The following is a 26892-nucleotide window of genomic DNA, read 5'->3' as shown; positions in this document are numbered from 1 at the left end:
GGTTTCCGGCTCATTGGTTGAACTTGACCTTGCTCCAGCTGCGGGTCATCAAGCGCATGATCTTCGGCGAAGGCGCCTTGGAGATATACAGCTTGTCCAGCACTGCCTGGGGCGCGTAGACCTCGGGGTTGTTCAGGGTTTCAGGATCGATGAAGGGCTTGGAGTCGGCGTTGGCATTCGGGTAGCCGACGTAGTCGCTGATCCCGGCGATCACCTTCGGTTCCAGCACGTAGTTGATGAAGGCCAGGGCCTGGTCGGGATTCTTCGCGTCGGCGGGAATCGCGATCAGGTCGAACCACAGGTTGCTGCCTTCCTTGGGAATGCTGTAGGCGATCTTCACCCCGTTGCCGGCCTCGTGCGCCCGGTTGGCCGCCTGCAGCACGTCGCCGGAGAAACCGAAGGCCACGCAGATATTGCCGTTGGCCAGGTCCGAGATGTACTTCGAGGAGTGGAAATAGGTCACGTAGGGGCGCAGTTCCAGCAGGCGCTTTTCGGCCTTGGCGTAGTCGGCGGCATTGGTGCTGTTGGGGTCCAGGCCCAGGTAGTTGAGGATGGACGGGATCAGTTCGTCGGCGGAGTCCATGAAGGCCACGCCGCAGGCTTGCAGCTTCTTCAGGTTCTCCGGCTCGTAGAGGGTGGCCCAGGAGTCGATGTGGTCGATGCCCAGCACTTCCTTGACCTTGTCGACGTTGTAGCCGATGCCGTTGGTGCCCCACAGGTAGGGCACCGAATGGCGGTTGCCGGGGTCGTTCTGCTCCAGCAGCTTGAGCAGCGCCGGGTCCATGTGCTTCCAGTTCGGCAGCTTGCTGCGGTCCAGTTCGAGGAACACCCCGGCGTCCACCTGGCGGGTCAGGAAGTGGTTGGACGGCACGACGATGTCGTAGCCGGTCTTGCCCGCCAGCAGCTTGCCTTCAAGGGTCTCGTTGGAGTCGAAGACGTCATACACCGGCTTGATCCCGGTGGCGGCCTGGAACCCGGTGAGGGTGTCCGGGGCGATGTAGTCGGTCCAGTTGTAGATGCTCACGCTGGGTTGCGCGACGGCTGCCAGGGGCAGCGCCAGCAAGGCGAAGGGTGCAAGACGTTTCAACAGTTTCATGTCGGCTCCTGTCCATTCATTTTTATTGTGTGCGGCGTGCGGGGCGGCTCAGACGCTGAGCAGCAGGAATTCCCGTTCCCAGGAACTGATCACGCGCTTGAAGTTCTCGTGCTCGGTGCGTTTCACCGCGACGTAGCCCTTGACGAACTTGGCACCCAGGTACTGTTCCAGCACCTCGCAGTTCTCCATGGCGGCGAGTGCGTCCTCGATGGTGATCGGCAGGCGCAGGTTGCGCCGCTCGTAGGCGCGGCCCTGGACCGGGGCGCTCGGCTCGATCTTCTCGATCATGCCCAGGTAGCCGCAGAGCAGGCTGGCGGCGATGGCCAGGTAAGGGTTGGCGTCGGCGCCGGGCAGGCGGTTTTCCACGCGCATGGCTTGCGGCTCGGAGGGCGGGACGCGCAGGCCGGCGGTGCGGTTCTCTTCGCCCCACTCGACGTTGACCGGTGCCGAGGTGTCCGGCAGGAAGCGGCGGAACGAGTTGACGTTCGGCGCGAACATCGGCAGCACCTTGGGGATGTATTTCTGCAGGCCGCCGATGTAGTTGAGGAACAGCTCGCTCATGGTGCCGTCTTCGTTGACGAAGACATTGCGTCCCTCGGCGTCCACCACGCTCTGGTGGATGTGCATGGCGCTGCCCGGCTCGTCGGTGATCGGCTTGGCCATGAAGGTCGCCGCCACGTTGTGCTTCAGCGCGGCCTCGCGCATGGTGCGCTTGAACACGGTGATCTGGTCGGCCAGGCTCAGGGCGTCGCCATGGCGGAAGTTGATCTCCATCTGCGCCGGGCCGTCTTCGTGGATCAGCGTGTCGAGGTCCAGGCCCTGGGCTTCGCACCAGTCGTAGACGTCTTCGAACAGCGGGTCGAATTCGTTGGCGGCGTCGATGGAGAAGCTCTGCCGGCCGCTTTCCGGGCGGCCCGAGCGGCCGATCGGCGCTTCCAGGGGGAAGTCCGGGTCGCTGCTGCGCTTGGTCAGGTAGAACTCCATTTCCGGCGCGACGATCGGCGTCCAGCCTTTCTGCGCGTAGAGGCGCAGGACACGCTTGAGCACGTTGCGTGGCGACAGCTCGACGGGGTTGCCGCGCTTGTCGTACGTGTCATGAATCACCATCGCGGTGGGCTCGATGGCCCAGGGCACCAGGAAGATCGCCTCCGGGTCGGGGCGGCAGAACATGTCGATGTCCGCCTCGTCCAGCAGGTCGTAGTAGATGTCGTCCTCGACGAAGTCGCCGGTGACGGTCTGCAGCAGCACGCTTTCCGGCAGGCGCATGCCGCCTTCGCCGAGAAACTTGTTGGTGGGGGAAATCTTGCCGCGGGCGATGCCGGTGAGGTCACTGACAATGCATTCGACTTCGGTGATCTGGTGTTGCTTCAGCCAGGTGGCCAGCTGATGCGCGGGGGTGTTCATGCAAACCTCTAGCGGGTTGGTTGGAAGGCACGCAACCGGCACGGGCCGGTGGGCGACGGACCTAGTCTTGGCCAGAGGCGGGGGAGGGTTCTATCCGTTTTCCGCAGGAATGGATGGCTGGTGCTTGCCAGTGATGGGCATGGGTATCTACACATCCTTCAGGGCTGAACACGGCCAAGGTGGGAGCGGATTCATCCGCGAAGGGCTGCACAGCAGCCCCAGAACCATCCAGCACGAGTTACCTGCTTGCATCCGATAATTCATTCTGGTCTTGGGAAGGTTGAATGAGAGAACCTGTTCTTCCAGATGTACGGTGCTGGATGGATTTAGGGCTGCTGCGCAGCCCTTCGCGGATGAATCCGCTCCCACACGGTCAGGCAGTGACCACTCGTCCAGCGCTCCTCCAAAAGATGTGTAGATACCCATTCAGCGAAGAGGCCCCTACAGCAACACACCTTCAAGAAAGCAACTTCGTTCAAGGCCATACCGGCTTCGCTGGAATACAGTGGCGGGCCTTAATCGCCGAGGACCATCCCATGATCACCTGCCACGTCCGCTACCTCATCGATCCCTACCAGGTCCCGGCCTTCGAGGAATACGCCCGCCTGTGGATCCCCCTGGTCCAGCGCCTGGGCGGCCAGCACCACGGCTATTTCCTCCCGGCCGAGGGGGCCAACAACGTCGCTTATTGCCTGTTCAGCTTCCCGAGCCTGGCCGAGTACGAGCACTACCGCCGGCAGGCCGAGACCGATCCCGAGTGCATCGCGGCCGTGGCCAAGGCCATGCAGTTGAAGTTCATCCTCAGCTACGAGCGCTCGTTCCTGCGTCCCGTGCTGGGGTGACCCGTCCTGGCTGCTCCTGCCCGCCAATCGCCAGTGCGGCACGGATCAGCGCCAGGTGGGTCAGGCCCTGGGGCAGGTTGCCCAGGTAGTTGCCATTCTGAGGGTCGATCATCTCCGCATAGATCCCGACCCCATGGGCCAGTCCCGCGACCGCTGCCTCGAAAGCGCGCGTCGCCTGTTCGCGCTGGCCCAGCAGGGCGCGGGCCTCGATCAGCCAGAAGGTGCACGCGAGGAAACAGCCTTCCTCGCGATCGGCCTGGCTGTAGCGGTAGTGGAACGCGCCGCTGCCCAGTTCGCGCTGGATGGCATCGAGGGTGCGGCTCAGGCGCTCCCTGGCCGGATAGCCGAAATGCACGGCCAGGGCCACCGAGGCATCCAGTTGCTCGCTGCCGGGATAGAACTGATAGGCCTGCAGGGTTTCGCTCCAGCAGTGCTTCTCGATCCAGTCGTGGATGCGCTGCCGTTCGCGGTCCCAGCGTTCGCGGCAGGTGGTCGGCAGGTGCCCGTCGTCGGCCAGTTCCACCGCCCGGCTCAGGGCCTGCCAGCAGGCGATCTTGGACAGGGTGTAGTGCTGTTCTTCAGGCAGCTCCCAGATGCCCGAGTCCGGCTTGCGCCAGCGATCGGCGCACTGGTCGGCGATGCCGGAGAGGATCCGCGCGCTGGTCGAGTCGATGATGTTGCCGCAGTCGATAAAGCAGCGCGCGGTCTGGAAGATATCGCCGAAGATGCCGTGCTGGACCTGGTGTACCGCATCGTTGCCGATCTGCGGCGGCGAATACTTGTAGCCGGGCAGGTGCACCGGGCGGGTGCCTGTGGCGATGGCGCCTTCGAGGGTGAACAGTACCTGCGGTCCATGCTCGCCCAGCCGGTGCAACAGCCAGGTGAAGGCGGCCTTGGCCTCCAGTTCCGCGCCGATGCCCAGGAATGCCTCGATGGTGTAGCCGGCATCGCGCACCCAGGCGAAGCGGTAGTCCCAGTTCTTCGGGCCGCCGATGCGCTCCGGCAACGAGGTGGTCGCCGCCGCCATGATCGATCCGGTGGACGAGGACAGCAGCAGTTTCAGGGCCAGGGCGCTGCGTATCACCAGGGGCTTGTAGGCGCCTTCGTAGCACAGGCCGTCGCTCCATTGCCGCCATTCGCGGTGGGAGCCGTCGATGCGGGCATCGATCAGGTCGAGTGGCGGCACCACCAGCGGCTCGTCACGGCCGCAGATGATCGCCAGCACGGTCTTGTCCCCGGCGTTGAGGGACAGGCGGGCGCGCACACCGAGGTCGTCCATGCGCTGTACGTCCAGGCGTTTCTCGTCGTAGCGCACCAGGCCGAGGATATGCCCGGCGTGGAACACGCAGCCGTTGTGGTTGGCTGCGAGGAAGGGGCTGACGGTATCGGCCTGGGTACCGAAGTCGATGCGGATGGCGAAGTCCATGTGGCCTTCCAGCACTTCGACGCGGCGTGCCAGTTCACCCCAGGGCAGGCGCCCGGCGGGGCCGCTGTTGAGGGACTCGGTGAGGCGGGCGCGGCCGGTGTCGCTGATGAACAGGGTTTCCAGGACGTTGCTGCCGGGCAGGTAGTGGCGTTCTACATGGTAGTGGCAGTCGGGGGTGATGGCGAAGCGACCGCCCTCGCGGGGCGAGAGCAGCCGGTCGAACAGCGGGGGCGAGTCCATGTGCGGGACGCACCACCAGTCGATCGAACCATCCCAGCCCAGCAGCGCCACCGAGCGGCCGTCGCCGAGGGCGGCGTAGCCTTCCAGGGGCAGCCAGCCATCGGCGTCCCGTTGCGGTTCGCCGTGCTGGCTGCCGTTCATCACGTTGTCGTCCACGGGGAGGCCTCCGAATGACAGGGTGTCATTCGGAGAGATTCGCAATCATGGGGGTTGGTTCAGAAAAGCGGCGTCAACCCTTGTAGGCTGCCCGCGCCGCATGCAGCTTCTTGTAGCTCTCCACCAGGCGCAGGTGTCGGTCCAGGCCTTCCAGCTTCATGCTGGTCGGGGTCAGGCCATGGAAGCGCACGCTGCCGTCCACCGAGCCCAGCACCGCGTCCATCCGCACATCGCCGAACATGCGGCGGAAATTGACCTCGTAGTCGGCCAGCTCCAGGTCGCTGTCCAGTTCCACTTCCAGCACCACGTTCAGCGCCTGGTAGAACAGCCCGCGATCAACGGTGTTGTCGTTGTACTGCAGGAACATCTCCACCAGTTCCTTGGCATCGTCGAATTTCTTCAGCGCCACCTGGATCAGGATCTTCAGCTCCAGCACGGTCAACTGGCCCCACGCGGTGTTGTCGTCGAACTCGATGCCGATCAGGGTCTTGATCTCGGTGTACTCGTCCAGCTCGGACTCCAGCAGGCGCTCCAGCAGGCTTTCCAGCTCGTCCTCGTCGAGGCGGTGCAGGTTGAGGATGTCTTCGCGGAAGAACAGGGCCTTGTTGGTGTTGTCCCAGATCAGGTCGTCCACCGGGTAGATTTCCGAGTAGCCCGGCACCAGGATGCGGCAGGCCGCGGCGCCGAGGTGGTCGTAGGTGGCCATGTAGACCTCCTTGCCCATGCCTTCGAGGATGCCGAACAGGGTCGCGGCTTCGTCGGCGTTGGAATCCTCGCCCTGGCCGGAGAAGTCCCACTCGACGAACTCGAAGTCGGACCTGGCACTGAAGAAGCGCCACGACACCACGCCGCTGGAATCGATGAAGTGCTCGACGAAGTTGTTCGGCTCCATCAGCGCATGGCTTTCGAAGGTCGGCTGCGGCAGGTCGTTGAGGCCTTCGAAGCTGCGGCCCTGGAGCAGTTCGGTGAGGCTGCGCTCCAGCGCCACCTCGAAGCTCGGGTGGGCGCCGAAGGAGGCGAACACGCCACCGGTGCGCGGGTTCATCAGGGTCACGCACATCACCGGGAATTCACCGCCCAGCGAGGCGTCCTTGACCAGCACCGGGAAGCCTTGCTCTTCCAGGCCCTGGATGCCGGCGACGATGCCCGGGTACTTGGCCAGGACGTCCTGCGGCACGTCCGGCAGGGCCAGCTCGCCTTCGAGGATCTCGCGCTTGACCGCGCGCTCGAAGATCTCCGACAGGCACTGCACCTGGGCTTCCACCAGGGTGTTGCCGGCGCTCATGCCGTTGCTCAGGTACAGGTTCTCGATCAGGTTGGACGGGAAGTACACCGTCTCGCCGTCGGACTGGCGCACATAGGGCAGGCAGCAGATGCCCCGTTCGATGTTGCCCGAGTTGGTGTCGTACAGGTGCGAGCCGAGCAGCTCGCCGTCCGGGTTGTAGATGGCCAGGCAATGCTCGTCGAGGATTTCCTTGGGCAGGGCATCCTTGCGCCCCGGCTTGAACCAGCGCTCGTTCGGGTAGTGGACGAACTCGGCATTGGCGATGTCTTCGCCCCAGAACTGGTCGTTGTAGAAGAAGTTGCAGTTCAGCCGCTCGATGAACTCGCCCAGCGCCGAGGCCAGCGCGCTTTCCTTGCTCGCACCCTTGCCGTTGGTGAAGCACAGCGGCGACTGCGCGTCGCGGATATGCAGGGACCAGACGTTGGGCACGATGTTGCGCCAGGAGGCGATCTCGATCTTCATCCCAAGGTCAGCGAGGATCCGCGACATGTTGGCGATGGTCTCTTCCAGCGGCAGGTCCTTGCCCGGGATCACGGTGCGTGCGCCTGCGGCCGCGGCCGGCATCAGCAGGGCCTGGGCGTCGGCATCGAGGTTCTCGACTTCCTCGATGATGAACTCGGGGCCGGTCTGCACGACTTTCTTCACCGTGCAGCGGTCGATGGAGCGCAGGATGCCCAGGCGGTCCTTCTCGGAGATGTCCGCCGGCAGCTCGACCTGGATCTTGAAGATCTGGTTGTAGCGGTTCTCCGGGTCGACGATGTTGTTCTGCGACAGGCGGATATTGTCGGTGGGGATATCGCGGGTCTGGCAGTACAGCTTGACGAAATACGCCGCGCACAGCGCCGAGGAGGCCAGGAAGTAGTCGAACGGTCCCGGTGCCGAACCATCGCCCTTGTAGCGGATGGGCTGGTCGGCAATCACCGTGAAGTCGTCGAATTTGGCTTCGAGGCGAAGGTTGTCGAGAAAGTTGACCTTGATTTCCATGGGGGTACCGTAGCGGGCGAAACGAAATTGGCGGCCATTATCCGGTTTTTCACCGGGAAGTCTTGTCCTTTCGCCCGACGGTGGCGGGGCGCTGGAGCAGGGCCGGCAACGGGCTACGGGGTGACGGGCGGCAGCTGGCGCACGCGCTTGGCGACCAGCAACGGCGAGTCTTCGCTGGCGCGCGGTGCTGGCAGGTAGGAGGTCGAATACTCGAAGCGACCGTCACAGGACTCGACGAACCAGGTCGCGCCGCGGCGGCCATTCAGGCCGTTGCTTTCCAGATAGGATTTCAGCCGGATGATGCAACCTTCCTTGAAGTCCTTGCTGATCAAGGTGCGCCACTGTTCGTCCACGGGGTCGGCACTACTGGCCTGGGAAAACGCCAGCAGGGCGGCGGCAAGGGGCAGGGCGAGGTACTTCATGTCGGGCATCCATGCGAACGAAGGCGTCGACTATAAGGTAAAACGCTTCTGCTTCTCAGCCAGTTTTCGCGTTTCCTCGTCGAGCAGGCCGCGCAAGGTGGCGAGAAATGGCGTCGCGTCGGTGTAGCGCCGGCCGTAGTCGAGGTTGAAGTGGTAGTCGAAGTCCGCCGGGTTGTCGCCCTGGGTGTGCTGGAGGATGGTCTCCAGCTTGTCCAGGGCTTTCACCGCCCGGGCTTCCGGGGTGATGGCGGCCTGGTATTCGTCGAACAGGGCGAGCAGGCTGGCTTGCATTGCCGGTTCCAGGCTGGCGCTGATGGTCAGCAGGTCCTGGCGTTCGGTGTCGTCCTTGTTGCCGTGGGCCTGGGCCTGCACGGCCGGGATGTCGCCGGCCAGGGCCTCGCCCAGGTCATGCACCAGGCACAGCTTGAGCACCTTGGCGATGTCGAGGGGGCCGAGGTCTTCCTCGAACACCAGGGCCAGCAGGGCCAGGCGCCAGCTGTGCTCGGCGGTGCTTTCCTGCCGGCCGGTGGAGGTGTGGGCGCTGCGCAGGACGCTTTTCAGGCGTTCGGCTTCGCGCAGAAAGGCGAGTTTGCCCTGGAGGTGCTGGAGGTTCATCGGCGATGGCCTGTGCTGTTCGTTTCACCGGGCATCTTGCGCAGGCGCGGAGCGGGCGTCCACGTATGAAATATGCGTGGGCGCTCAGAGGGTCTCGACCATCCGTGCCGCCGAGCCATCCGACAGGATGATGCGTGTCCAGCGGCACTGGCTGTGCCGGATCGGCACCAGCAGCGAACCATTCGCCCCGCTGGCGAACTCCAGCGCCGGCGGCGCCAGGCCGTCGCGCCAGCCGAGGCTGTCCAGGCGCGCTTCCTGGGTGGCGATCGCCTCGGTGACGAAGGGCCACAGCGAGCGCCCCAGCAACTCGCCCAGCGGCAGGCTGAACTCCGCCGCCCGCGACGCGGAGCAGGCCAGCAGGCGGTGGCTGAGGTCGCAGACCAGGTGCACCGGCTGCGCGCTGGCGTTGACCAGCCGCGCCAGGGCCTGGTCCGCCGCGCTGTCGAGACGGGCGCGGAGCAGGGCCTCGATGTGCGCGCGCTGCTCGGGCTCAGGCTCCTGCAGTCCCGACTCCCAGCGCGAGATGGTCGGCTGGGAGACCCTGAACAGCTCGGCGGCATGGCTCTGCTTGACCCGATGCAACAGACGCCAGCGCTTGAGCAGGGGGCCGAGAGGCGGTCGGTTGAGGGGCGGGCCTTTCATGCTTCCTCCAGCCTGTCCAGTACCTGGCGCAGTGCCCGGCGAAACAGTGGGTGGCAGTCGGCGAAGGGCAGTCGATCCTGCGACGCCCAGAAGAAATCGAATACATGCCCATGGTCGTCCTCGGTCTGGTGCGACCAGCGCTCCGGCAGGGCCAGGTCCGTCGCGCAGAGCTGGAACGACCACACCTGGCCATGATGCCTGGCATCCCAGCAGCCGAGGTCGCGGATCACTTGGGCTGGCGCGATGCCGGATTCCTCGCGCAGCTCACGCAGGGCGGCGTCGGGCGCCGGCTCGTCGACCTCGATGGTGCCCTTGACCAGTTGCACGTCGCCCCTTGGGTGACGGAACAACAGCAGGCGGCCCTCTGGGTCGAGGAGGACGGCACAGGCTTTGTTGGGCGACATCGGTGTAATTCCTTTCACTGTAGGACGGGGATTTTGCCAGATTTGCCGCTAGAATCCCCGCTTTGTGCCTCACCGACAGGAGTCTCCCCGTGCGGGTCCCCACCTTCCGCTTGCTTGCCTGCGCGTTCGCCGCGTTCCTGCCGCTGTCCGCCAGCGCCACCGACAGCCGTGGCGAGCTGGACAGCGCGCATTTCCAGAGCTTGCCGCGGTCCACCTATCCGCTGGAGAACTTCTCCGAGCGCTACCGCGCCACCCTGGAGATCAGCGACCAAGACGAGGTGTTCCGCCCCGGGATCATCCGCGTCTACGACAAGCAGGCGGACGTGCCGCTGATCGAGGTGAGCTCCGAGGAACTGGTGCTGGACCAGCAGACCGGCTCCGAGGAAGTCCGTGCCAATATCCACGAACTGCCCTACGGCGAGCAGAGCGTGCTGGTCTACCAGGACTTCAACCTCGACGGAATCAAGGACCTGGCCCTGATGGACGGCCAGTTCAGCTGCTACCACGGCCCCTCGTACCAGGTCTTCCTCGGCACCGCCGACGGCTTCCGGCACAGCGCCACGTTCACCGAACTGGCCCAGGACTACTGCGGGCTGTTCGCGGTGGACGAAAAGACCCGGGAGATCAGCGCGTTCACCAAGGATGGCTGCTGCTGGCACGAGTTCAGCAGCTACACCCTGGAAAACGGCGAGCCGCTGCTCAAGACCCGCACCACCGTCGGCCACAACGACCCGTCCGGGCTGATCGTCGAGACCCTCGCGGAAAACCGCGCCGGCAAGCTGGTCAGCAGCACCCGGCGCTACTGGAATGTCGAGCATCCGCCCGAGGTCCTGCTGTCGTTCCGCCTGGCCCCGGCGGGCAAGCGCATCGTCCTGTTCAAGAGCCCGAACGATGACAAGCCGGCCTATGTCGCCCTGGACAAGAGCGACGAGGCGGTCCTGCTGTACCCGGAAAACGACGGCGAGCGCATCGACTACGACGCTGCCGCTCGTCAGTTGCGCTTCGTGCGTGGCGACACCACCTACCGCATCCTCGGCGATGCCCAGGGCAAGCCGCTGAAGATGCAGGTCGAGGCGCGGGGCAAGGTCACCGACCTGAAACTGCTGCCGGGCGGCGTCGAAGGCTCCCTCGACGCGGTGGGCAGCCTGCTTCAGTAGGCGTAGCGCAGCGTCGTCATGACGTTGCGCGGCGCGCCGTACAGGCCGGCGGCGGTGGTGGTCAGGTACTCCTTGTCGAACAGGTTGTTGACGTTGACCGAGGCCGACAGCGCCGGGGTGATCTGGTAGCGCGCCATCAGGTTGGTGATCGCATAGCTGCTCTGGGTGGTGGCGTAGCTCAGGGCGTAACCGGCTTCGCTCTGCCAGTTGACCCCGCCGCCGACGGTCAGCTTGTCCCATTCGCCGGGCAGGCGGTAGGTGGTGAAGACCTTGGCGCTGTTGCGCGGAATCTCGGTGACGATGCGCTTGTCGTCGGAGTCGAAACTGACGCTGTAGGAGTAGCCGCCGCTGAGCTGCCAGCCCTCGGCGAGCTCGCCATTGACCTCCAGCTCCACGCCTTCGCTGGTGGTCCCGCTTTCCGCCTTGTAGGCCTGGAAGCCGCTGGGCTGCAGGTTGCCGCCGTCGGCGACGGCGAGGTTGTCCTGTTCGACGCGGAACACCGCCAGGCTGGTGTTCAGGCGCTCATCGAGAAAGTCCGCCTTGATCCCGACCTCGTAGCCGGTGCCTTCCTGCGGGTCCAGCGGGGTGCCGTTGACGTCGCGGATATTGTTGCCCTGCGGGTTGAAGATCTGCGTGTAGCTGGCGTAGGCGGTCCAGGTGTCGTCGAGGTCGTAGACCAGGCCGGCGTAGGGGATGACGATGCCGGTCTCGGTGCGTTCGGCCTTGGTCACGGCGCCAGTGCTATACAGCCGGCTCTTGCTGTCGCGATTCCAGTCCACCACCCGTGCGCCGAGGATCAGGCTGGCGGCGTCGCTCAGGTGCCAGCGCGAGGTCAGGTAGGCGGCGTACTGGGTTTCGGTCAGGTCGCTGTCACCGAGCTTGTTGAATACTGGCTTCGGCGTGTGCCCGTCCCAGGTGAAGATGTTGCTGATGGTCCCGGCATAGCCCGAAGTCGCCCGCTGCCAGCCGCCGTAGTTGGCCGTGTCGCGTTCTTCGAGCCGAGACAGGGTCACGCCGCCGATCAGCTCATGTTCGCGACCGAACAGGTCGAAGCCACCGGTGAGGTAGGCGTCGAGGTTGTCCTGGGTCGGAGCGGCCTCCCAGCGGGTCGGCATGATGAAGGCCCCGGCGCCGGTGGTCGGATTGATCTTGCCGGTCATGTAGGCGACCACCGTGTCGTAGTCGTTGCGCGCGTGGCTGTATTCCAGCTTGCCGCTCCAGCCGTTGGCGAAGTGGTGTTCCAGCGAGGTGAACAGGGTGCTCTGCTGGCGATCGTAGTAGGACCAGTCCGGCGAGGTGTTGAACGAGCGCTTGAAGTCGGTGCGGTCGCCGTTAGTGGTGAACAGCGGGAAGCCGGTACGCATCGGCGCGTTGCTGTTGGTGATCTGGTGGCTGAAGCCGGCCGTGAGCAGGGTGTCCTCGTCCAGGTCGAACTCGCTGATGCCGTACAGCGTGGTCAGTTGCTGGTTGAAGCGGTCGATCCAGGCGTGCTGGTCCTTCTGCTCGGCGACAAAGCGGCCACGGACGTTGCCGGCATCGTTCAGCGCGCCGCCGACATCCAGGCTCAGGCCATAGCGGTCCCAACTGCCGGCTTCGGCGCTGATCAGCACCTGCGGCTCGACGGTGGGGCGCTTGCGGATCAGGTTGATGGTCGCCGACGGATTGCCCAGGCCACTGATCAGGCCGGTGGCGCCGCGTACCACCTCGACCCGGTCGTACATCGCGGTGTTCTGCGTGTAGTTGTCCATGTTCGCCGAGGTCGGTACGCCGTCGATCTCGAAGTTGCGGATGGCGAAGCCACGGGACAGGTAGGTGGTGCTGTCGGCACCGAGGCTTTCGCGGACCACGGTGATGCCGGTGGTGGCGTCGAGGGCGTCGGTCAGGCTATCGAGCTTCTGGTCTTCCAGGCGCTGGCGGGTCAGCACGGTGATCGACTGCGGGGTTTCCTTGAGCGACAGGTTGAGCCGGGTCGAACTGCTCGACGATTCGGTGGTGTAGGAGCCGGAACCTTCGGTGGTGGAACCCGGCGCCTTGCCGGAAATGCTCAGGGCGGTGAGTTCCAGGGCGCCGTCGCCGGCTGCGGCGCGGGGCATCAGCACGTAGCTGCCGTTGGTCTCGCGACGGGCTTGCAGGCCGCTGCCTTCGAGCAGGCGGGCGAGGCCATCGTCCACCGAGTACTCGCCTTGCAGGCCAGGCGAGGTCAGGCCCTGGGTCTGCTCGCTGGGGAAGGAGAAGGTTACCCCGGCGCGGGCGGCGAACTGGCTGAGGGCGACGCCCAGCGGGCCAGGGGCGATATCGAAGCGGGCCGTCTGCGTCTGCGCGACGGCCAGGCTCGGCAGCGCCACCACGGGGCTGGCGAGCAGCCCCAGCAGGGCCAGGTGGACGGCACGGGCCAGGGGGCTCGCCGCTTGGATGACAGAACGGGACATGCGGATTTCCTTCGGTTGGCGTGGCAGACAGACGGCAGTGATCGCCGCTTCAGTGCTTGGCCGGATGAGAATGAAAATCGGCAACCCCCGGAGGCGAAGTTTTTTCACGCGGCATCGATGCGCACCCAGTAGCGGGTCAGCGAATGCACGCGGATGGGCAGGGCGGTGGCGAGGTTTTCCAGGACGGTGTCGGTGTCGTCGACACGCAAGGCGCCGGTCACCCGCAGGTGGGCCACCGCGTCGCTGCAAGCCAGGTAGCCCGGCCGGTAGCGAGCCAGTTCGGCCACCACGCGGCGCAGCGGCCAGTCGAAGGCCATGAGCATGCCGCGGGTCCAGGCGTCGCTGCTGTCGTCCAGGGGGCGGGGCGGGGCGATGCCGAGTGCGTCGAAGCTGGCCTGTTGCCCGGCTTCCAGGCGCACCACGGCGTCGGGCCTGGCGGCGGCGCGCAGTTCAACGGCGTGCTCGAACACCTGCACGTCGCTGCGATCATCATGGCTGTACACGCTGAAACGGGTACCGAGGGCGCGTACGCTGCCTTGCCCGGTATGCACCAGCAACGGCCTGCACGCCGGGTCGCTGGCGGTCTGCAGCAGCAGTTCGCCGCGATGCAGGCGGATTTCCCGCAGCTCGCTGCCGTAGTGCACGTCCACGGCGCTGTCGGTGTTGAGGGTCAGCTGGCTGCCGTCGACCAACTGCAACTGGCGCCGCTCGCCCTTGGCCGTGCGGTACTGGGCCATGCGCGAGGACAGCGGCTCCACCGCCAGCAGGCTGGCACCGCCGGCCCCGGCCATCAGCAGCAGGCCGAGGACCTTGTGCACCGCACGGCGGCGGGCGCGCACATCGGCCAGGGCGGGCAGGGCGGTTTCCGGGGAGAGCAGGGCCATGCGCTGTTGCAGTTGCTCGACCTGGGTCCAGGCCTCGGCGTGGCGCACGTCCTGCGCCAGCCACAGGCGCCAGGCCTTGCGCTCGCCCTCGTCGGCGGGGGCGGCGCTGAGGTTGACGTACCAGGTGGCGGCGGCTTCCAGCACTTCGCGATCGAGCATGGCTCAGCCCTGGGCCAGCAGCAGGCACTGGGTGATGGCGCGGACCATGTGCTTCTTCACCGTGGTCACCGAGACCCCGAGGCGCTCGCCCACGGCCACATAGCTGTGGCCCTCCAGTTGCACGGCGAGGAAGATCTCGCGGGTGCGCTCGCCGAGCTCGTCGAGCATGCTGTCGATGGCGGTCAGTGTCTCGATGATCAGCAGGCGGGTTTCCGGGGAGATGTCCACGGCTTCCGGACGCAGGGCCAGGGCGTCGAGGTAGGCCTGTTCCACCGCGTTGCGGCGGAAGCGGTCGATCATCAGCGCGCGGGCGATGGCGCTGAGGTAGGTGCGCGGCTCGCGGATCGCCTCGATATTGCGCGCGGCGAGGACGCGGACGAAGGTGTCCTGGGCCAGGTCGGCGGCATCGCTGGAGTTGCCCAGGCGCGTGCGCAGCCAATGGTTCAGCCAGCCGTTGTGTTGCTGGTAGAGGTGGTGCAGGGCGGTGGGGTCGGATGTGGACATGGGCCGGGACAAGGTATTGAGAATTATTCTCTATATTGTTGGCTCAAGTGGGAGGAGATAACAAGATGTTGCACCCGGGGGAGGTATCTAACGTCGTTGGTGTGGTGCAACGCAGTCGGTGTAGGAGCGGATTTACCGGGGCGCCGGACCGCCGCGATCGGCGGCGAAGCCGTCGTAAACTCGGTGTCCTCGGTGTTTCAGGCAGATAGGGGACTTAGTTTCTACGACGGCTTCGCCGCCGATCGCGGATGAATCCGCTCCCACAAGGCCTGTGTTGTCTTGTCGACTCCGGTCAGTCCAGCCTCGATTCCATGGCCTGGCACATCAGCGGTGACCCTTCGCGCAAAGGCTCCAATGCCCCGACCGGCCGGAATCCATGGGCCCGATAAAGCCGGGCGGCCGCCGACTCGCCCACCGTCACACCCAGGCATACCCTGGTGACGCCAAGCCCCCGCGCCCAGGCAACGACCGCTCCGAGCAAGCGTCCTCCGGCACCCAACCCCCGGGCTCGCGGATCGACCCACATCTGGAACACCTCCACCGTATCCTCGGCAACCCGCTTGCCCCAGACCAGGCCGCAGGGCTCCTCGCCATGGAGGGCGAGCCAGGCCTGGTCGGCGTCGCCAGCCGCCGCCCGATCGCCCGCTGTGTCCATTCCTCATCCGTCCTCAGCGCTTCCGCCTCGAAGGTACTGCCGAATGCCTCCGGCGAATCCTGCAACGCGCGCAGGCGCAGGTCGCGATACAACGGCCATTGTTCAGCCCGCAGCGGGCTCAGGACGATCATCGCCGGAAGCACAGCACTTTCGAGGTCAGCTTCTGGCACACCTCGTCCCGCTGGTTGCTGGTCAGCGACTGCACCACCACCATCCCCCGATCCGGCTTCGACCGCGACGGCCGGATATCCAGCACCGTGCTGGTGACCTTGAGCACATCCCCCGGCCGGGTCGCCTGGGGCCAACTGATCTCCCCGCCGGCGCCGATCACCCCGCGGGCCAGGGGCAGGCTCTGCACCAGCAGCTTCATGGTGATCGCCGCGGTGTGCCAGCCGCTGGCGGCCAAGCCCTGGAAGAAACTGTCCTTGGCCGCCTCGGCGTCGACATGGAAGGGTTGCGGATCGAATTGCCGGGCAAATGCGACGATCTGGTCGGCATCCAGCAGGTGGTCGGCGCTGACGAAGACATCGCCCACCTTCAGGTCATCCAGGTACAACGGCACTGCGGTCATGGCCTTCTCCAGTGATGATTGCGGATCCCGATATTCAACCCTGATGGCTTGGCAAGCAAATCGCCATGTCTATAATGCGAACCAATTTCATTCGCACACTTGTTCCCGTCATGTCCGAATCCTCCTCCAATCCCGAACTGATCGGGGCCCTGGCCTTGCACTACGATGACCTGGTGGCCTACATCCGCCGACGGTTCCAGGGCAGCCACTTCGCCCGCGAGGTGGTCCATGACGTGTGCCTGCAATTGCTGGAGAAACCGCCCCAGCAGCCGGTGAAGCTGCCGTTCGCCTTCCTGCGCAAGGTGTCTTTCAACAAGGCCATCGACCGCCGCCGCGCCGACCGCACCCAGGCCGCTCATATCGAATTCACCGCCGAGGTGCCGGACTGGCATGTCCACGACCTGGACGGCGCCGCCAGCCTCGACTTCGAGCAGCAACTGCACGCCTTGCTGGCGATCGTCGAGGCGCTGCCGGCACGGGCGCGCCAGGTGTTCCTGCTGCACCGCATCCATGGCATGCCGCAAAAGGACATCGCCGCCGAACTGGGCATCTCGCTGAACATGGTCACCCAGCATTTTTCCCGGGCGATGCACGCCATCGTCCGCGACTGGGAACCGGCACGTCGGGCCCTGGCGAAATGACCCGGCAGGACAAACCGGCCGGCGATGCCCTGACCCCCTTCGAGCAAGCGTTGCGCGACCGCGTGCCATCCCGCGAGGCGCTGCTGGCCGAGGCCAAGGCGCAGACCGCGCGCCAGCGCCGGCGCAAGCAGGCGCTGGGCGGCGGCCTGTCGCTGCTGGTGCTGGCGACGGGGCTGTGGTTCCTCGACCCGTCCTGGTACAGCGAGGACATCCGCGTCCCGGTGGGCAGCCGCGACAGCCGGCAGCTGGCCGATGGCAGTTCGCTGATCCTCGACAGCGCCAGTCACCTGCGTATCGAACATCGCCTGCGCAGCCGCCAGTTCGAGTTGCTCGAAGGCGAGGCGACCTTCACCGTGGCCCACGGGCCGCAGCCGTTCATCGTGCGCAGCCAGGGCGTTTCGGTGCGCGATATCGGCACCGTGTTCAACGTGCGCAGCGACAGCCGCGGGGTGGCCGTGACGGTGGTCGAGGGCGAGGTTGAAGTGTCCAACCAGGCGGCTCGCGCCCGTCGCATGCAGGCCGGGCAACTGGTGTTGGCCAACGCGCAGCAGTTCACCGCGACCGGCCGCGTGGACCCGGCGCGGATCATCGCCTGGCAGCAGGGCAAGCTGCGTTTCGACGGCACGCCACTGCGGGAGGCGGTCATCGATCTGCAACGCTACCGCCAGGCGCCGATCCGCCTGGCCGATGCCCGGGTCGGGCAGATGCGGCTGTCCGGCGAATTCGACAGCGATGCCGTGGAAGCGCTGCTCGATGGCCTGCCGACGATCCTGCCGCTGAACCTGGTGCGGGACAGCGACGGCAGCGTGACAATCAGGGCGCGGTAGCGGAAAAGAGAATATTTTTCATTTCACACCTCAACATTCTCCCGCTGCCATACGCCACTCCCAGTGAAGGTCACTTTCGAACCTGCACTTGGGGAGTCAAATGAGCACCATTGCATTCTCGCGCCGCCTGTCGCTGCTGGCCGCCGGCATCACCCTGGCTTCGACCCTGCATGCCCAGGAGGCGAACCACGCCGTCAACTTGCCGGCGCAGCCGCTGGACCAGGCCCTGAACGCCCTGGCCGGGCAGACCGGCGCGCGCATCCTGTTCGCCACCGACAGCGCGCAAGGCCTGCAAGCGCCCGGCGTGAGCGGCGACCTCAGCGTCGAGCAGGCCCTGCAGCGACTGTTGCGGGGGACGCGGCTGAAGATGCAGAAGACCGCCGATGGCAGCTACCTGGTGTCCCTGCCGGAAGCGGCCGACAGCGCCGCGGTGGAACTGGGCGCCACCAGCGTCAACGCCAGCAACCTCGGCGCCACCAGCGAGCACACCGGCTCCTACACCACCGGCACCATGAGCAGCGGCACCAAGCTGGCCTTGACCCCGCGGGAGACACCGCAGTCGGTCAGCGTGGTCAGCCGCCAGCGCATCGAGGACCAGGCCATGACCACCCTCGGCGATGCGGTGAAGTACACCACCGGCCTGACCGTGACCAAGTGGGGCGGCGAACGCGAGCGCTACAACTCCCGGGGCTTCCAGCTGAGCAACCTGATGGTCGACGGCATCCCTGTGCAGTACGACGAAGCCAGCCTGTCCACCGGCCTGCTGTCGATGTATGACCGCGTCGAGGTGGTGCGTGGCGCCGCTGGCCTGATGGAGGGCGCAGGTTCCCCGGGCGGCTCGATCAACCTGGTGCGCAAGCGCCCGACCGATACCTTCCAGGGCAGCATCAGCGCCGGTGCCGGCAGCTGGGACAACTACCGCACCGAGCTGGACCTGAGCGGCCCGCTGAATGCCGACGCCAGCCTGCGCGGGCGCACGGTGCTGTCGCTGCAGGACAAGAACTCCTACATCGACGACTACCAGAACCGCCGCAGCCTGGTGTATGGCGTGCTTGAAGGCGACCTCGACGAAGACACCACCGTCAGCCTGGGGGCCAGCTGGAGCCAGGACAACAACCCCGGCGCCGACTGGAACGGCCGCGGCACCAACCCCGACGGCAGTTTCTTCGACATTCCCCGCTCGCGGCGCCAGAGCCCCAGCTGGTCGTACTGGGACAAGGAAACCAGCACGGTCTTCGCCGACATCACCCGGCGCTTCGCCAACGGCTGGACCGGCAAGCTGGCCGCCACCGCGCTGAAGAGCGAGATGAACATGTTCGGTTCCTACCTCTATCGCCCGGACGAAAACGCCCGCGGACTCGGCTTCGGCTACGGCAAGTACCACTACGAAAACACCCAGGCCAGCCTCGACGGCTACGCCAGCGGGCCGTTCAGCCTGTTCGGCCGGACCCATGAGCTGGTGGTGGGTGGCAGCTATCGCAACCAGGACATCGACGACGGCCCTGGCGGCTGGCCGCTGGGCGCGGTCTACGAGTTCGACCCGCTGAGCTTCGACGGCAAGTCGGTGCCCAAGCCGGCGATCACCGATGCCTGGTCACGGGACGGCGAGATCAAGCAGTCCAGCGTCTACCTCACCGCTCGCTTCAGCCTCACCGACCGGTTCAAGCTGGCCACCGGCGGACGCCTGGACTGGTACGAGTACGCCTTGACCACCCATTCGGGCACCTGGACGGGGGATGACGCCTACAAGACCACCCGCGAATTCACGCCCTACCTGGGCTTCACCTACGACCTGAACGACACCTACACCGCCTATGCCAGCTGGACGCGGATCTTCAATCCGCAGAACTACCAAACCCCGACGGGTGGCCTGCTCGATCCGCAAGAGGGCAGCAACTACGAGATCGGTCTCAAGGGCGAGTATTTCGACGGGCGCCTGAATGCCAGCGTGGCGCTGTTCCAGATCGACCTGGAGAACCTGCCGGAACAGCTCGCCGGCGGCTGCGGCGGTCGCGAGTGCTACACCCCGGCCGGGGAGGTGCGCAGCCGCGGGATCGAGCTGGAAGTCAGCGGCGAGGTATTGCCGGACTGGCAGGTGTCGGCGGGGTACACCTACAACTACGCCAAGCACCGCAAGCCGTCGGAGTATGCGCCGATCGGCACCTTGTCCAGTGGCGAGCGCTACGCCACCAACCTGCCGCTGAACCTGTTCAAGCTGGCCACCAGCTACCGCCTGCCGGGCGACCTCAACCGCTGGCGCGTCGGCGGCGGGCTGCATGTGCAGAGCGATATCTACACCAGCGCCGGGATCGAGCAGGGGGGCTATGCTGTGACCGACCTGTTCGCCAGCTATGACGTCGACCAGCACCTGACCGTCAGCCTGAATGCCAACAACGTGTTCGACCGGGATTACTACTCCAGCATCATGACCACGGTGGGCGGCAACTTCGTCGGTGATCCGCGGAATTACAACGTGACGGCGAAGTATCGGTTCTGATCCGTTAGTCGCTATCTGTTTGGGTATGCCCTCCGGTTTTGTACCGATTCTTTGGGTTTTCGGTCCTTGCATCGGGGACATATCCATTCGATTTATCGACTTGCAGTCACCTTTCCGCCCTCACGGCGGCTTACTTTGGAAAGGCCCCAAAGTAAGCAAAGGGCCTCCCGACCTACATACGGCCCTGCGCTTCGCTCCGGGTTCCTTCCTTCCGCATACGCTCCGTGGGGGCCGCGCCGACGGGCCCTCCTTGGCCCTACGGCGCTTGCGGGCCATCCATGGCCCTTACCCCCACTCCGCGCATGCTCCACTCAGCCTCCTGAAGGCCGGGCAGATCAAGATCAAAAGCAAGATCAACAGCCAAAGCCAAAGCCAAAGCCAAAGCCAAAGCCAAAGCCAAAGCCAAGCGGAGCGGAGACGAGACAATCGCTCCGCGATGAGCAAGGGTATCTACACATCGTCCGGTTTACCCAAACCACCCATGCGGCGCAGTCCAGGTAGGAGCTGCGTTAGCTGCGAAGGTGCGCGCAGCGGTCCCGGAACCATCCCGCACGAGCCTCTGGCCAAGCCGCATCCTGGATTCACGGTGCCCAGTCTGCCGCGTTCTCCAGGCTCATTGGATAGGCAGGATCCGGGACCGCTGCGCGGTCCTTCGCAGCTGACGCAGCTCCTGCACGCGTCGACCATCCTTCGAGATGATGAGGCTGGTAAGCCTCATCGACTCAAGTCCGGCTCAGCGTCCGGTCCACCAGCCTGATGCTGTCCCGCCCGCCGCGCTTGGACTCGTACAATGCGGCATCGCTCTGTTCGATCAGCGCCGCCAGACTCGCCGGCGGGTATTCGAAGAGGTTGGCGCCGATACTCAGGGTCACCAGCTCCGGAGTGTCGAAGGCCGCCGTGGCTTCGTGCTGGAACTGTTCGCGCAGGGCGCTGCCGAGGGCGACGATCTGTTCGCTGGAGGCATTGCCCAGCAGGATCACGAACTCGTCGCCGCCCAGGCGTGCGGCGAGCGCGTCTGCGGGGATCTGCGCGAGGATCATGTCGCTGAGGTTGACCAGCAGACGGTCCCCGGCCGGGTGCCCGTAGAGGTCGTTGACCAGCTTGAAGTTGTCGATGTCGATCAGCAGCAGGGCACCCGGCTGTTGCACCGAGACGCTCTCCAGCAGGCGCGGCGCGCGGACTTCCAGGGCGCGGCGGTTGTACAGGGCGGTCAGCGGGTCGCGGGCGGCAAGGCGGGCGATGCGCTTTTCACGGCGGTAGCGCTCGCTGCCGGTCATCGAAAGGGCGATCAGCATGATCGCCATGGCGCCTTCAACCAGGGAAATCTGGATGATCTCGCCACGGAACGAGGCGAGGTCGAGCAGGGTGCCCGGCACCAGCGCCAGGCTGGCCTTCACGCAGTAGAACGCGCCGTGCAGCAGCAGCACGTAGCGCAACTGCACCGCACCGACGCTCAGCGATTTGCCATGGGGCCGCAGCAGCAGGCTGGCGCGCAGGGCCAGCAGGCCGACCAGGGCCGACTGGATGGACATCATCTGTTTCGACCAGGCCGGGTTTTCCGGCAAGGCCAGCATGCCCAGCCAGATGGCCGGGACCAGGTACCACAAGCGTGACAGCCGGACTTCGGTGAAGTGCGCCACGCCGCGCAGGAATAACCAGTGGGCGAAGATCAGCAGGCCGTTGGCGAACCAGATGCCCACCAGCAGGTAGCCGTTGCTGCGCATCAGCGAGAGGATGCAGCCCACGGTGATGGTGGCGAAACCGGCGCTCCAGTAGAGCAGGGAGGACTCGCGCACGCTGCCCCACTCGATCGCCAGGTACAGCGCGGCGGCGGCGGCGAGGACGCAGGTGAGCATCAGCATGGTAGGTGGATCGAGCGTCATGTACTGACGAGCCTTTCTTGTTAACGACGAGGTGGGCGGGATTGTAAGCTGTTGAAACGTTTTTTCGGAGCCTCCCCTGGCGCTTGTCACCCATCCCTGATGTCGCAGGGCCTGAAACGAACGAGGGGTGCCATGCGGCACCCCTCGTTCGTTCAAGCGACAGGCTGTCGATCAAGCCCAGGGGCGATCGCCATTCTCGTCCTTGACCCGGGTCGGCAGGCCCATAACGTCCAGGGCGTGCAGGAACGGCTCGGCCGGCAGTTCCTCGACGTTGACCATGCGCTGCACATCCCACTGGCCACGGGCCACCAGCAGGGCCGCGGCCACCGGCGGCACGCCAGCGGTGTAGGAGATGCCCTGGCTGTCGGTCTCGGCGTAGGCTTCCTCGTGGTCGGCCACGTTGTAGATGAAGACTTCGCGCGGCTGGCCGTCCTTGGTGCCCTTGACCAGGTCGCCGATGCAGGTCTTGCCGGTGTAGCCCGGGGCCAGCGAGGCTGGATCCGGCAGCACGGCCTTGACCACTTTGAGCGGCACCACTTCCAGGCCTTCGGCAGTCTTCACCGGTTGCTCGGAGAGCAGGCCAAGGTTCTTCAGCACGGTGAACACGTTGATGTAGTGCTCGCCGAAGCTCATCCAGAAGCGCACGTTGGGCACGTCGAGGTTCTTCGACAGCGAGTGCACTTCATCGTGGCCGGTGAGGTAGAGGTTCTGCGAGCCGACCACCGGCAGGTCGTCGGTACGCTTCACTTCGAACATGGTGTTGCTGGTCCACTGGCTGTCCTGCCAGCTCCACACCTGTCCGGTGAATTCACGGAAGTTGATTTCCGGATCGAAGTTGGTGGCGAAGTACTTGCCGTGGGAGCCGGCATTGACGTCGAGAATGTCGATCGAGTCGATGCGGTCGAAGTACTGCTGTTTCGCCAACGCCGCGTAGGCGTTGACCACACCCGGGTCGAAACCGACACCGAGAATGGCCGTGATGTTCTTCTGCTGGCACTCTTCGAGGTGTTTCCACTCGTAGTTGCCATACCAGGGCGGGGTTTCGCAGATCTTGCCCGGTTCTTCGTGGATCGCGGTGTCCAGGTAGGCGACACCGGTATCGATGCAGGCACGCAGCACCGACATGTTGAGGAAGGCGGAACCGACGTTGATCACGATCTGCGATTCGGTCTCGCGGATCAGCGCCTTGGTCGCCTCGACATCGAGGGCATTGAGCGAGAAGGCCTGGATGTCGGCGGGTACCTTGAGGCTACCCTTGGCCTTGACGCTGTCGATGATGGCCTGGCATTTGGAGATGTTCCGTGACGCAATAGCAATACGACCAAGCTCGTCGTTGTGCTGCGCGCACTTGTGGGCCACCACCTTGGCGACACCTCCTGCACCAATGATAAGAACGTTCTTCTTCAATTTATCTCTCTCTCCCTTATCTGCCAGCTCAGGACAGGCTGGACAGGTAATCTTCGAAACCGAACTCACGAACCAGCTCGACGCTACCGTCGAGTTGTTTCACTACGATGGACGGCATTTTCAGGCCGTTGAACCAGTTTTTCTTGACCATGGTGTAGCCAGCCGCGTCAACGAACGACAGCCGATCGCCGATGGCCAGCGGACGATCGAATTGGTACTCGCCGAAGATGTCGCCGGCCAGGCACGACTTGCCGCAGACCATGTAGGTGTGCTCGCCGTCGTTGGGGGCCATCTTGGCATTGAGGCGGTAGATCAGCAGGTCGAGCATGTGCGCTTCGATCGAGCTGTCGACCACGGCAAGGTGCTTGCCGTTGAACAGGGTGTCGAGGACGGTGACTTCCAGCGAGGCGCTGTTGGTGATCGCCGCTTCGCCCGGCTCCAGGTAGACCTGCACGCCGTATTTCTCGGAGAACGCCTTCAGGCGCGCGCAGAAGGCATCCAGGGCATAGCCTTCGCCGGTGAAGTGGATGCCGCCGCCGAGGCTGACCCATTCGACCTTGTGCAGCAGGTGGCCGAAGCGTTCCTCGATGGTGCCGAGCATCTTGTCGAACAGGCCGAAGTCGCCGTTCTCGCAGTTGTTGTGGAACATGAAGCCGGAGATCTGCTCGATCACGCCTTCGACCTTGACCGGGTCCCACTCGCCGAGACGGCTGAACGGACGCGCCGGGTCGGCCAGCAGGTAGTCGGAGCTGCTCACCTGCGGGTTGACGCGCAGGCCGCGGACCTTGCCTTCGGACGCTTCGGCGAAGCGCTGCAGCTGGCCGATGGAGTTGAAGATGATCTTGTCGCAGTTGTCGAGCATCTCCTCGATCTCGTCGTCGGCCCAGGCCACGCTGTAGGCGTGGGTTTCGCCTTCGAATTTCTGGCGACCGAGCTTGAGCTCGTAGAGCGACGACGAGGTGGTGCCGTCCATGTACTGCTGCATCAGGTCGAACACCGACCAGGTGGCGAAGCACTTGAGTGCCAGCAGGGCCTTGGCACCGGACTTTTCACGCACGTAGGCGATCTTTTCCATGTTGCCCAGCAGCTTTTGCTTGTCGATGAGGTAGTACGGGGTCTTGATCACTTCGAGGCTCCGGGTAGGCCAGCCAAAAAAAGAGGCGCATTGTGCCCGTACTCGATACATATCGAAAGTCCGGGATGCGGATTTTGCAATGTCAATGGGCCAGCCAGCTGCAATGCATGTGACTGGCCGGCAACGGGTTGCAAGATGTTACGCGAAGTGCGAGGGCCGGAGCCGACCGTCAGGCTGATCGGCAGGCCCCGGGATGGCGAGGCTCAATACTGATAGCGCAAGGTGACGGCAAGGTTACGCGGGTCGCCATAGTAGAGGCCGCCCCAGTTGTTCGAGGTCGGCAGCGACTGGTAGTACTTCTTGTCCAGCGCGTTGTTGAGGTTGTACTGCAGGCTCAGCTGGCGGTTGAGCTGCACGTTGGCATGCAGGTTGAGCAGGGCGTAGCCGCTCTGGCGGATGTCGTAGGTGCTGGCGCTGGTGGACGTGCGGCTCTGGGCGAAGACATCGCCACCGACCCGCCAGCGGTCGAGTACCCCAGGCAGGCGGTAGTCGCTGGAGACTTTCAGCAGGCGCCGCGGGATGCGCGTGTAGTAGTCGTTGCCCTTGTTGTTGCCCGCTACATACTCGGGGTCGCTGTAGGTGTAGCCGGCACTGAGGTTCCAGCCGTCCAGCGGCTCGCCGGACACCTCCACTTCGAAACCGCGGTTGCGCACCTTGCCACCCTCCTGGTAGCAGGTGCTGCTGGCCGTCACTCCGCAGTTGCGTACCCCGGCGATCGCCTCGGGCATATGCCGCAGGTCGGTCTGGAACAGCGCCAGGGAGGCGTTCAGGGCGCCGTCGAAGTACTCGCCCTTGATGCCGGTCTCGTAGTTTTCCCCGTCCACCGGCTCCAGCAGGCTGTTGCCCGGGGCGTAGCTGCTCTGGGTCTTGTAGATCTCGGTGTAGCTGGCATAGAGGCTGTGATGGCTGTCGAGGTCGTAGACCAGGCCGGCGTAGGGCACCACGCGGCCGTTCTCGCGGTAGCGGTCGGTGGGCACCTGGTAGTCGGACCAGCTCAGGCGCGTGCCGAGGATCAGGCTCAGGTCGTCGCTCAGGCTCAACCGCGTTGCCCCGTACAGGCCCCGCTCGCGGCGCACATAGTTGTAGTCGGTGCGCGTGGCGTTCAGCAGCGGGGCCGGGATGGCGCTGTAGTCGAAGTCGTTGATGTCGATGGTCGGGGTATTGCTGGCGGTGCGCGTGCCGACATCGAAGTCGTCCTTGCGCGCGTTGGCCCCGAGCATCAGCTGGTGCTCGCGTCCGAACAGCTTGAACGGGCCGCTGGCGTACAGGTCGAGGCCCAGTTGGCGGTCCTTGTAGTCGGCGTGGGAGACCACCAGCCGATAGTTGTCGCCGGTGGTGCGGGACGGGTAGGACGAGAGGAATTCCGCGCTCGACCACACGCTGTTCAGCGCCAGGGTCAGGTCCCAGCCGTTGTCGAAATGGTGTTTCAGGTCGCTGAACAGCACCTGGTTGGTGCGGTCCAGGTAAGCCCAGTCGCCCGCCAGCGAGGTCGAGCGCGACAGCGGATAGAACGAGCCATCGGCACGGGTGTTGAGGCCGCCCCAGTCGTAGCCGTCGTTGTTGTCCTGCTGCAGGGTCAGGCCGAGGCTCCAGGTGGTGCGCTCGGTAAGGTCCATTTCGCCGATCAGGTACAGCAACTGGTTGTCCTTGCCGGCGCCGTCGCGGTAGCTGTCGGCACTGTTGTAGTAGGCCACGGCGCGACCGCGGACGCGGCCCTGGTCATCCAGCGGCCCGGAAATGTCCACCTGGCCGCGGTAGTTGTCCCAGGAACCGGCGCCTAGCTCGGCCCCCAGGCGGAAGTCGGCGGTGGGGCGCTTGCGCACCAGGTTGATCGCCGCCGACGGGTTGCCGGTGCCCTGCATCAGGCCGTTGGCACCCCGGACCACTTCGACCCGGTCGTACAGGGCCATGTTGGCGGTGGACATGACGTCCATCGAATAGCTTTCGGAGATGTTGCTGGGAATCCCGTCGAACTGCAGGTCGTTGATCTCGAAACCACGGGCGTAATAGGTCGAGCGATCGGTGCCGATCTTGGTGTAGCTGATGCCGGTGGTGGTACGCGCCACATCGTCGAGGTTCTGCAGGTTCTGGTCGTCCATGCGCTGGCGGGTGATCACCGAGACCGACTGCGGCGTCTCGCGCATCGACATGCGCAGCTTGGTGGCGGTGCGCATCGCCCCGGTGGTCCAGGCCCCGGTGCCCTCGCTGGTCTCGCCCAGCGCCGTGCCGTTCACCGAGGTTGCCCCCAGTTCCAGCGCGCTGTCGTCGAGGCGCAGGATCACCAGGGTGGCGCCTTGCTGGCGGAAGGTCAGCCCGCTGCCCTGCAACAGTTGCGACAGGGCGCTGAGCGGCTCCATCTGGCCATGCACCGCCGGTGCCAGGCGGTCGGGCACGATGCTGTTGTCCACCGCCAGGGTCAGCTGGGCCGACTCCGCCAGCTGGCGCAGGGACGTCGCCAGCGGCTGGCGTGGCAGGTCGATATCCATGGGGGAAGCCCAGGCCTGGCTGCTGATGCCCAAGGCGATGGCCAGGGCCAGGTGTTTCAGGGAAGGGTGCTGCATGGGAGGTCTCGTTTCAGGTGTCGATACCCCCTGACGGGGCGCCGGGGACAATCCCTGATGCCGCGA

22 protein-coding genes are annotated in these 26892 nt (G+C 65.2%); 5 read left to right on the top strand and 17 right to left on the bottom strand.

All coding sequences use genetic code 11. The features are described 5' to 3' along the window. Window positions 1–10: 10 nt before the first annotated feature. Together V0R59_RS18315 and V0R59_RS18310 are read right to left on the bottom strand one after the other, a co-directional pair. Window positions 11–1096 carry a polyamine ABC transporter substrate-binding protein gene (locus V0R59_RS18315; protein ID WP_330075876.1) on the bottom strand — a complete coding sequence of 362 codons (1086 nt, stop codon included), beginning with the start codon at window positions 1094–1096 and terminating at the stop codon, window positions 11–13. A 48-nt stretch (window positions 1097–1144) separates the two neighbouring features. Continuing rightward, window positions 1145–2500 carry a glutamine synthetase family protein gene (locus V0R59_RS18310; protein WP_330075875.1) on the bottom strand — a complete coding sequence of 452 codons (1356 nt, stop codon included), beginning with the start codon at window positions 2498–2500 and terminating at the stop codon, window positions 1145–1147. 536 nt (window positions 2501–3036) lie between these two features. Here V0R59_RS18310 and V0R59_RS18305 point away from each other — a divergent pair. Beyond that, window positions 3037–3342, top strand: coding sequence for an NIPSNAP family protein (locus tag V0R59_RS18305; RefSeq protein ID WP_330075874.1), 306 nt, complete (start codon window positions 3037–3039; stop codon window positions 3340–3342). Here V0R59_RS18305 and V0R59_RS18300 read toward each other — a convergent pair. The 6 genes from V0R59_RS18300 to V0R59_RS18275 form a co-directional block, all read right to left on the bottom strand. Then, on the bottom strand, window positions 3302–5101 hold the full coding sequence (locus tag V0R59_RS18300; protein ID WP_330075915.1) for a glycoside hydrolase family 15 protein: 1800 nt from the start codon (window positions 5099–5101) through the stop codon (window positions 3302–3304). The genes V0R59_RS18305 and V0R59_RS18300 overlap by 41 nt on opposite strands. Before the next feature lie 136 nt (window positions 5102–5237). After that, window positions 5238–7433 (bottom strand): OsmC domain/YcaO domain-containing protein, encoded by a 2196-nt coding sequence (locus V0R59_RS18295; RefSeq protein ID WP_330075873.1) that lies wholly within the window; start codon window positions 7431–7433, stop codon window positions 5238–5240. Window positions 7434–7546: 113 nt separating this feature from the next. Continuing rightward, on the bottom strand, window positions 7547–7855 hold the full coding sequence (locus V0R59_RS18290) for a hypothetical protein (protein ID WP_330075872.1): 309 nt from the start codon (window positions 7853–7855) through the stop codon (window positions 7547–7549). A 30-nt stretch (window positions 7856–7885) separates the two neighbouring features. Further along, the gene (locus V0R59_RS18285) at window positions 7886–8470 is read right to left on the bottom strand and encodes an HD domain-containing protein (RefSeq protein WP_330075871.1); all 585 of its coding nucleotides are present in this window, start codon (window positions 8468–8470) and stop codon (window positions 7886–7888) included. Window positions 8471–8554: 84 nt separating this feature from the next. Further along, the gene (locus tag V0R59_RS18280; protein WP_330075870.1) at window positions 8555–9112 is read right to left on the bottom strand and encodes a helix-turn-helix domain-containing protein; all 558 of its coding nucleotides are present in this window, start codon (window positions 9110–9112) and stop codon (window positions 8555–8557) included. Next, window positions 9109–9516, bottom strand: a complete 408-nt coding sequence (locus V0R59_RS18275; RefSeq protein ID WP_330075869.1) for an NUDIX hydrolase — start codon at window positions 9514–9516, stop codon at window positions 9109–9111. The genes V0R59_RS18280 and V0R59_RS18275 overlap by 4 nt, the downstream gene beginning before the upstream one ends. An 89-nt stretch (window positions 9517–9605) precedes the next feature. Between V0R59_RS18275 and V0R59_RS18270 the strand changes: the two genes are divergently transcribed. Beyond that, window positions 9606–10673, top strand: coding sequence for an XAC2610-related protein (locus V0R59_RS18270; RefSeq protein ID WP_330075868.1), 1068 nt, complete (start codon window positions 9606–9608; stop codon window positions 10671–10673). On the opposite strand, the gene V0R59_RS18265 is transcribed toward V0R59_RS18270, so the two are convergent. The 5 genes from V0R59_RS18265 to V0R59_RS18245 form a co-directional block, all read right to left on the bottom strand. Then, window positions 10667–13102 (bottom strand): TonB-dependent siderophore receptor, encoded by a 2436-nt coding sequence (locus V0R59_RS18265; protein WP_330075867.1) that lies wholly within the window; start codon window positions 13100–13102, stop codon window positions 10667–10669. The genes V0R59_RS18270 and V0R59_RS18265 overlap by 7 nt on opposite strands. Window positions 13103–13206: 104 nt before the next feature. Then, window positions 13207–14145 (bottom strand): FecR domain-containing protein, encoded by a 939-nt coding sequence (locus tag V0R59_RS18260; protein ID WP_330075866.1) that lies wholly within the window; start codon window positions 14143–14145, stop codon window positions 13207–13209. Window positions 14146–14148: 3 nt separating this feature from the next. After that, entirely contained in the window at window positions 14149–14649 is a 501-nt protein-coding gene (locus V0R59_RS18255; protein WP_330075865.1) for a sigma-70 family RNA polymerase sigma factor, read from the bottom strand. A gap of 292 nt (window positions 14650–14941) precedes the next feature. Continuing rightward, a complete protein-coding gene (locus V0R59_RS18250; protein ID WP_330075864.1) occupies window positions 14942–15304 on the bottom strand; it encodes a GNAT family N-acetyltransferase in 363 nt (120 codons plus the stop codon). Between the two features lie 127 nt (window positions 15305–15431). After that, a complete protein-coding gene (locus tag V0R59_RS18245) occupies window positions 15432–15875 on the bottom strand; it encodes a MaoC family dehydratase (protein WP_330075863.1) in 444 nt (147 codons plus the stop codon). Window positions 15876–15985: 110 nt separating this feature from the next. Here V0R59_RS18245 and V0R59_RS18240 point away from each other — a divergent pair, with 110 nt between their 5' ends. The 3 genes from V0R59_RS18240 to V0R59_RS18230 all read left to right on the top strand — a co-directional run bounded on the left by V0R59_RS18240 (window position 15986) and on the right by V0R59_RS18230 (window position 19840). Next, window positions 15986–16516, top strand: coding sequence for an RNA polymerase sigma factor (locus tag V0R59_RS18240; RefSeq protein WP_330075862.1), 531 nt, complete (start codon window positions 15986–15988; stop codon window positions 16514–16516). Then, a complete protein-coding gene (locus V0R59_RS18235) occupies window positions 16513–17343 on the top strand; it encodes a FecR family protein (protein WP_330075861.1) in 831 nt (276 codons plus the stop codon). The genes V0R59_RS18240 and V0R59_RS18235 overlap by 4 nt, the downstream gene beginning before the upstream one ends. Window positions 17344–17443: 100 nt before the next feature. Further along, window positions 17444–19840 (top strand): TonB-dependent siderophore receptor, encoded by a 2397-nt coding sequence (locus tag V0R59_RS18230; RefSeq protein ID WP_330075860.1) that lies wholly within the window; start codon window positions 17444–17446, stop codon window positions 19838–19840. A 722-nt stretch (window positions 19841–20562) separates the two neighbouring features. Here the strand turns inward: V0R59_RS18230 and V0R59_RS18225 are convergent. The 4 genes from V0R59_RS18225 to V0R59_RS18210 all read right to left on the bottom strand — a co-directional run bounded on the left by V0R59_RS18225 (window position 20563) and on the right by V0R59_RS18210 (window position 26826). Next, complete coding sequence (locus tag V0R59_RS18225) at window positions 20563–21723, bottom strand: GGDEF domain-containing protein (protein ID WP_330075859.1); 1161 nt, start codon at window positions 21721–21723, stop codon at window positions 20563–20565. 171 nt (window positions 21724–21894) lie between these two features. Further along, on the bottom strand, window positions 21895–23130 hold the full coding sequence (locus V0R59_RS18220) for a saccharopine dehydrogenase family protein (protein WP_330075858.1): 1236 nt from the start codon (window positions 23128–23130) through the stop codon (window positions 21895–21897). A 28-nt stretch (window positions 23131–23158) separates the two neighbouring features. Further along, window positions 23159–24256, bottom strand: coding sequence for a carboxynorspermidine decarboxylase (locus V0R59_RS18215; protein WP_330075857.1), 1098 nt, complete (start codon window positions 24254–24256; stop codon window positions 23159–23161). A 212-nt stretch (window positions 24257–24468) separates the two neighbouring features. Then, complete coding sequence (locus V0R59_RS18210) at window positions 24469–26826, bottom strand: TonB-dependent siderophore receptor (RefSeq protein WP_330075856.1); 2358 nt, start codon at window positions 26824–26826, stop codon at window positions 24469–24471. Window positions 26827–26892 lie beyond the last annotated feature (66 nt).

The organism is Pseudomonas ulcerans (assembly GCF_036324125.1).
GTDB classification, from domain to species: Bacteria; Pseudomonadota; Gammaproteobacteria; order Pseudomonadales; family Pseudomonadaceae; genus Aquipseudomonas; species Aquipseudomonas ulcerans.
The sequence above is the reverse complement of the archived record's forward strand: the minus strand, read 5'-3'. Positions and strand labels throughout refer to the sequence as shown.

Bases quoted from the DNA above. Each gene is read 5' to 3' on its own strand.
- V0R59_RS18230 (WP_330075860.1), top strand. From the start codon at position 17,444: ATGAGCACCATTGCATTCTCGCGCCGCCTGTCGCTGCTGGCCGCCGGC.
- V0R59_RS18250 (WP_330075864.1), bottom strand. From the start codon at position 15,304: ATGGACACAGCGGGCGATCGGGCGGCGGCTGGCGACGCCGACCAGGCC.
- V0R59_RS18265 (WP_330075867.1), bottom strand. From the start codon at position 13,102: ATGTCCCGTTCTGTCATCCAAGCGGCGAGCCCCCTGGCCCGTGCCGTC.
- V0R59_RS18310 (WP_330075875.1), bottom strand. From the start codon at position 2,500: ATGAACACCCCCGCGCATCAGCTGGCCACCTGGCTGAAGCAACACCAG.
- V0R59_RS18235 (WP_330075861.1), top strand. From the start codon at position 16,513: ATGACCCGGCAGGACAAACCGGCCGGCGATGCCCTGACCCCCTTCGAG.
- V0R59_RS18240 (WP_330075862.1), top strand. From the start codon at position 15,986: ATGTCCGAATCCTCCTCCAATCCCGAACTGATCGGGGCCCTGGCCTTG.
- V0R59_RS18290 (WP_330075872.1), bottom strand. From the start codon at position 7,855: ATGAAGTACCTCGCCCTGCCCCTTGCCGCCGCCCTGCTGGCGTTTTCC.
- V0R59_RS18280 (WP_330075870.1), bottom strand. From the start codon at position 9,112: ATGAAAGGCCCGCCCCTCAACCGACCGCCTCTCGGCCCCCTGCTCAAG.
- V0R59_RS18210 (WP_330075856.1), bottom strand. From the start codon at position 26,826: ATGCAGCACCCTTCCCTGAAACACCTGGCCCTGGCCATCGCCTTGGGC.
- V0R59_RS18305 (WP_330075874.1), top strand. From the start codon at position 3,037: ATGATCACCTGCCACGTCCGCTACCTCATCGATCCCTACCAGGTCCCG.
- V0R59_RS18260 (WP_330075866.1), bottom strand. From the start codon at position 14,145: ATGCTCGATCGCGAAGTGCTGGAAGCCGCCGCCACCTGGTACGTCAAC.
- V0R59_RS18275 (WP_330075869.1), bottom strand. From the start codon at position 9,516: ATGTCGCCCAACAAAGCCTGTGCCGTCCTCCTCGACCCAGAGGGCCGC.
- V0R59_RS18295 (WP_330075873.1), bottom strand. From the start codon at position 7,433: ATGGAAATCAAGGTCAACTTTCTCGACAACCTTCGCCTCGAAGCCAAA.
- V0R59_RS18245 (WP_330075863.1), bottom strand. From the start codon at position 15,875: ATGACCGCAGTGCCGTTGTACCTGGATGACCTGAAGGTGGGCGATGTC.
- V0R59_RS18315 (WP_330075876.1), bottom strand. From the start codon at position 1,096: ATGAAACTGTTGAAACGTCTTGCACCCTTCGCCTTGCTGGCGCTGCCC.
- V0R59_RS18255 (WP_330075865.1), bottom strand. From the start codon at position 14,649: ATGTCCACATCCGACCCCACCGCCCTGCACCACCTCTACCAGCAACAC.
- V0R59_RS18285 (WP_330075871.1), bottom strand. From the start codon at position 8,470: ATGAACCTCCAGCACCTCCAGGGCAAACTCGCCTTTCTGCGCGAAGCC.
- V0R59_RS18225 (WP_330075859.1), bottom strand. From the start codon at position 21,723: ATGACGCTCGATCCACCTACCATGCTGATGCTCACCTGCGTCCTCGCC.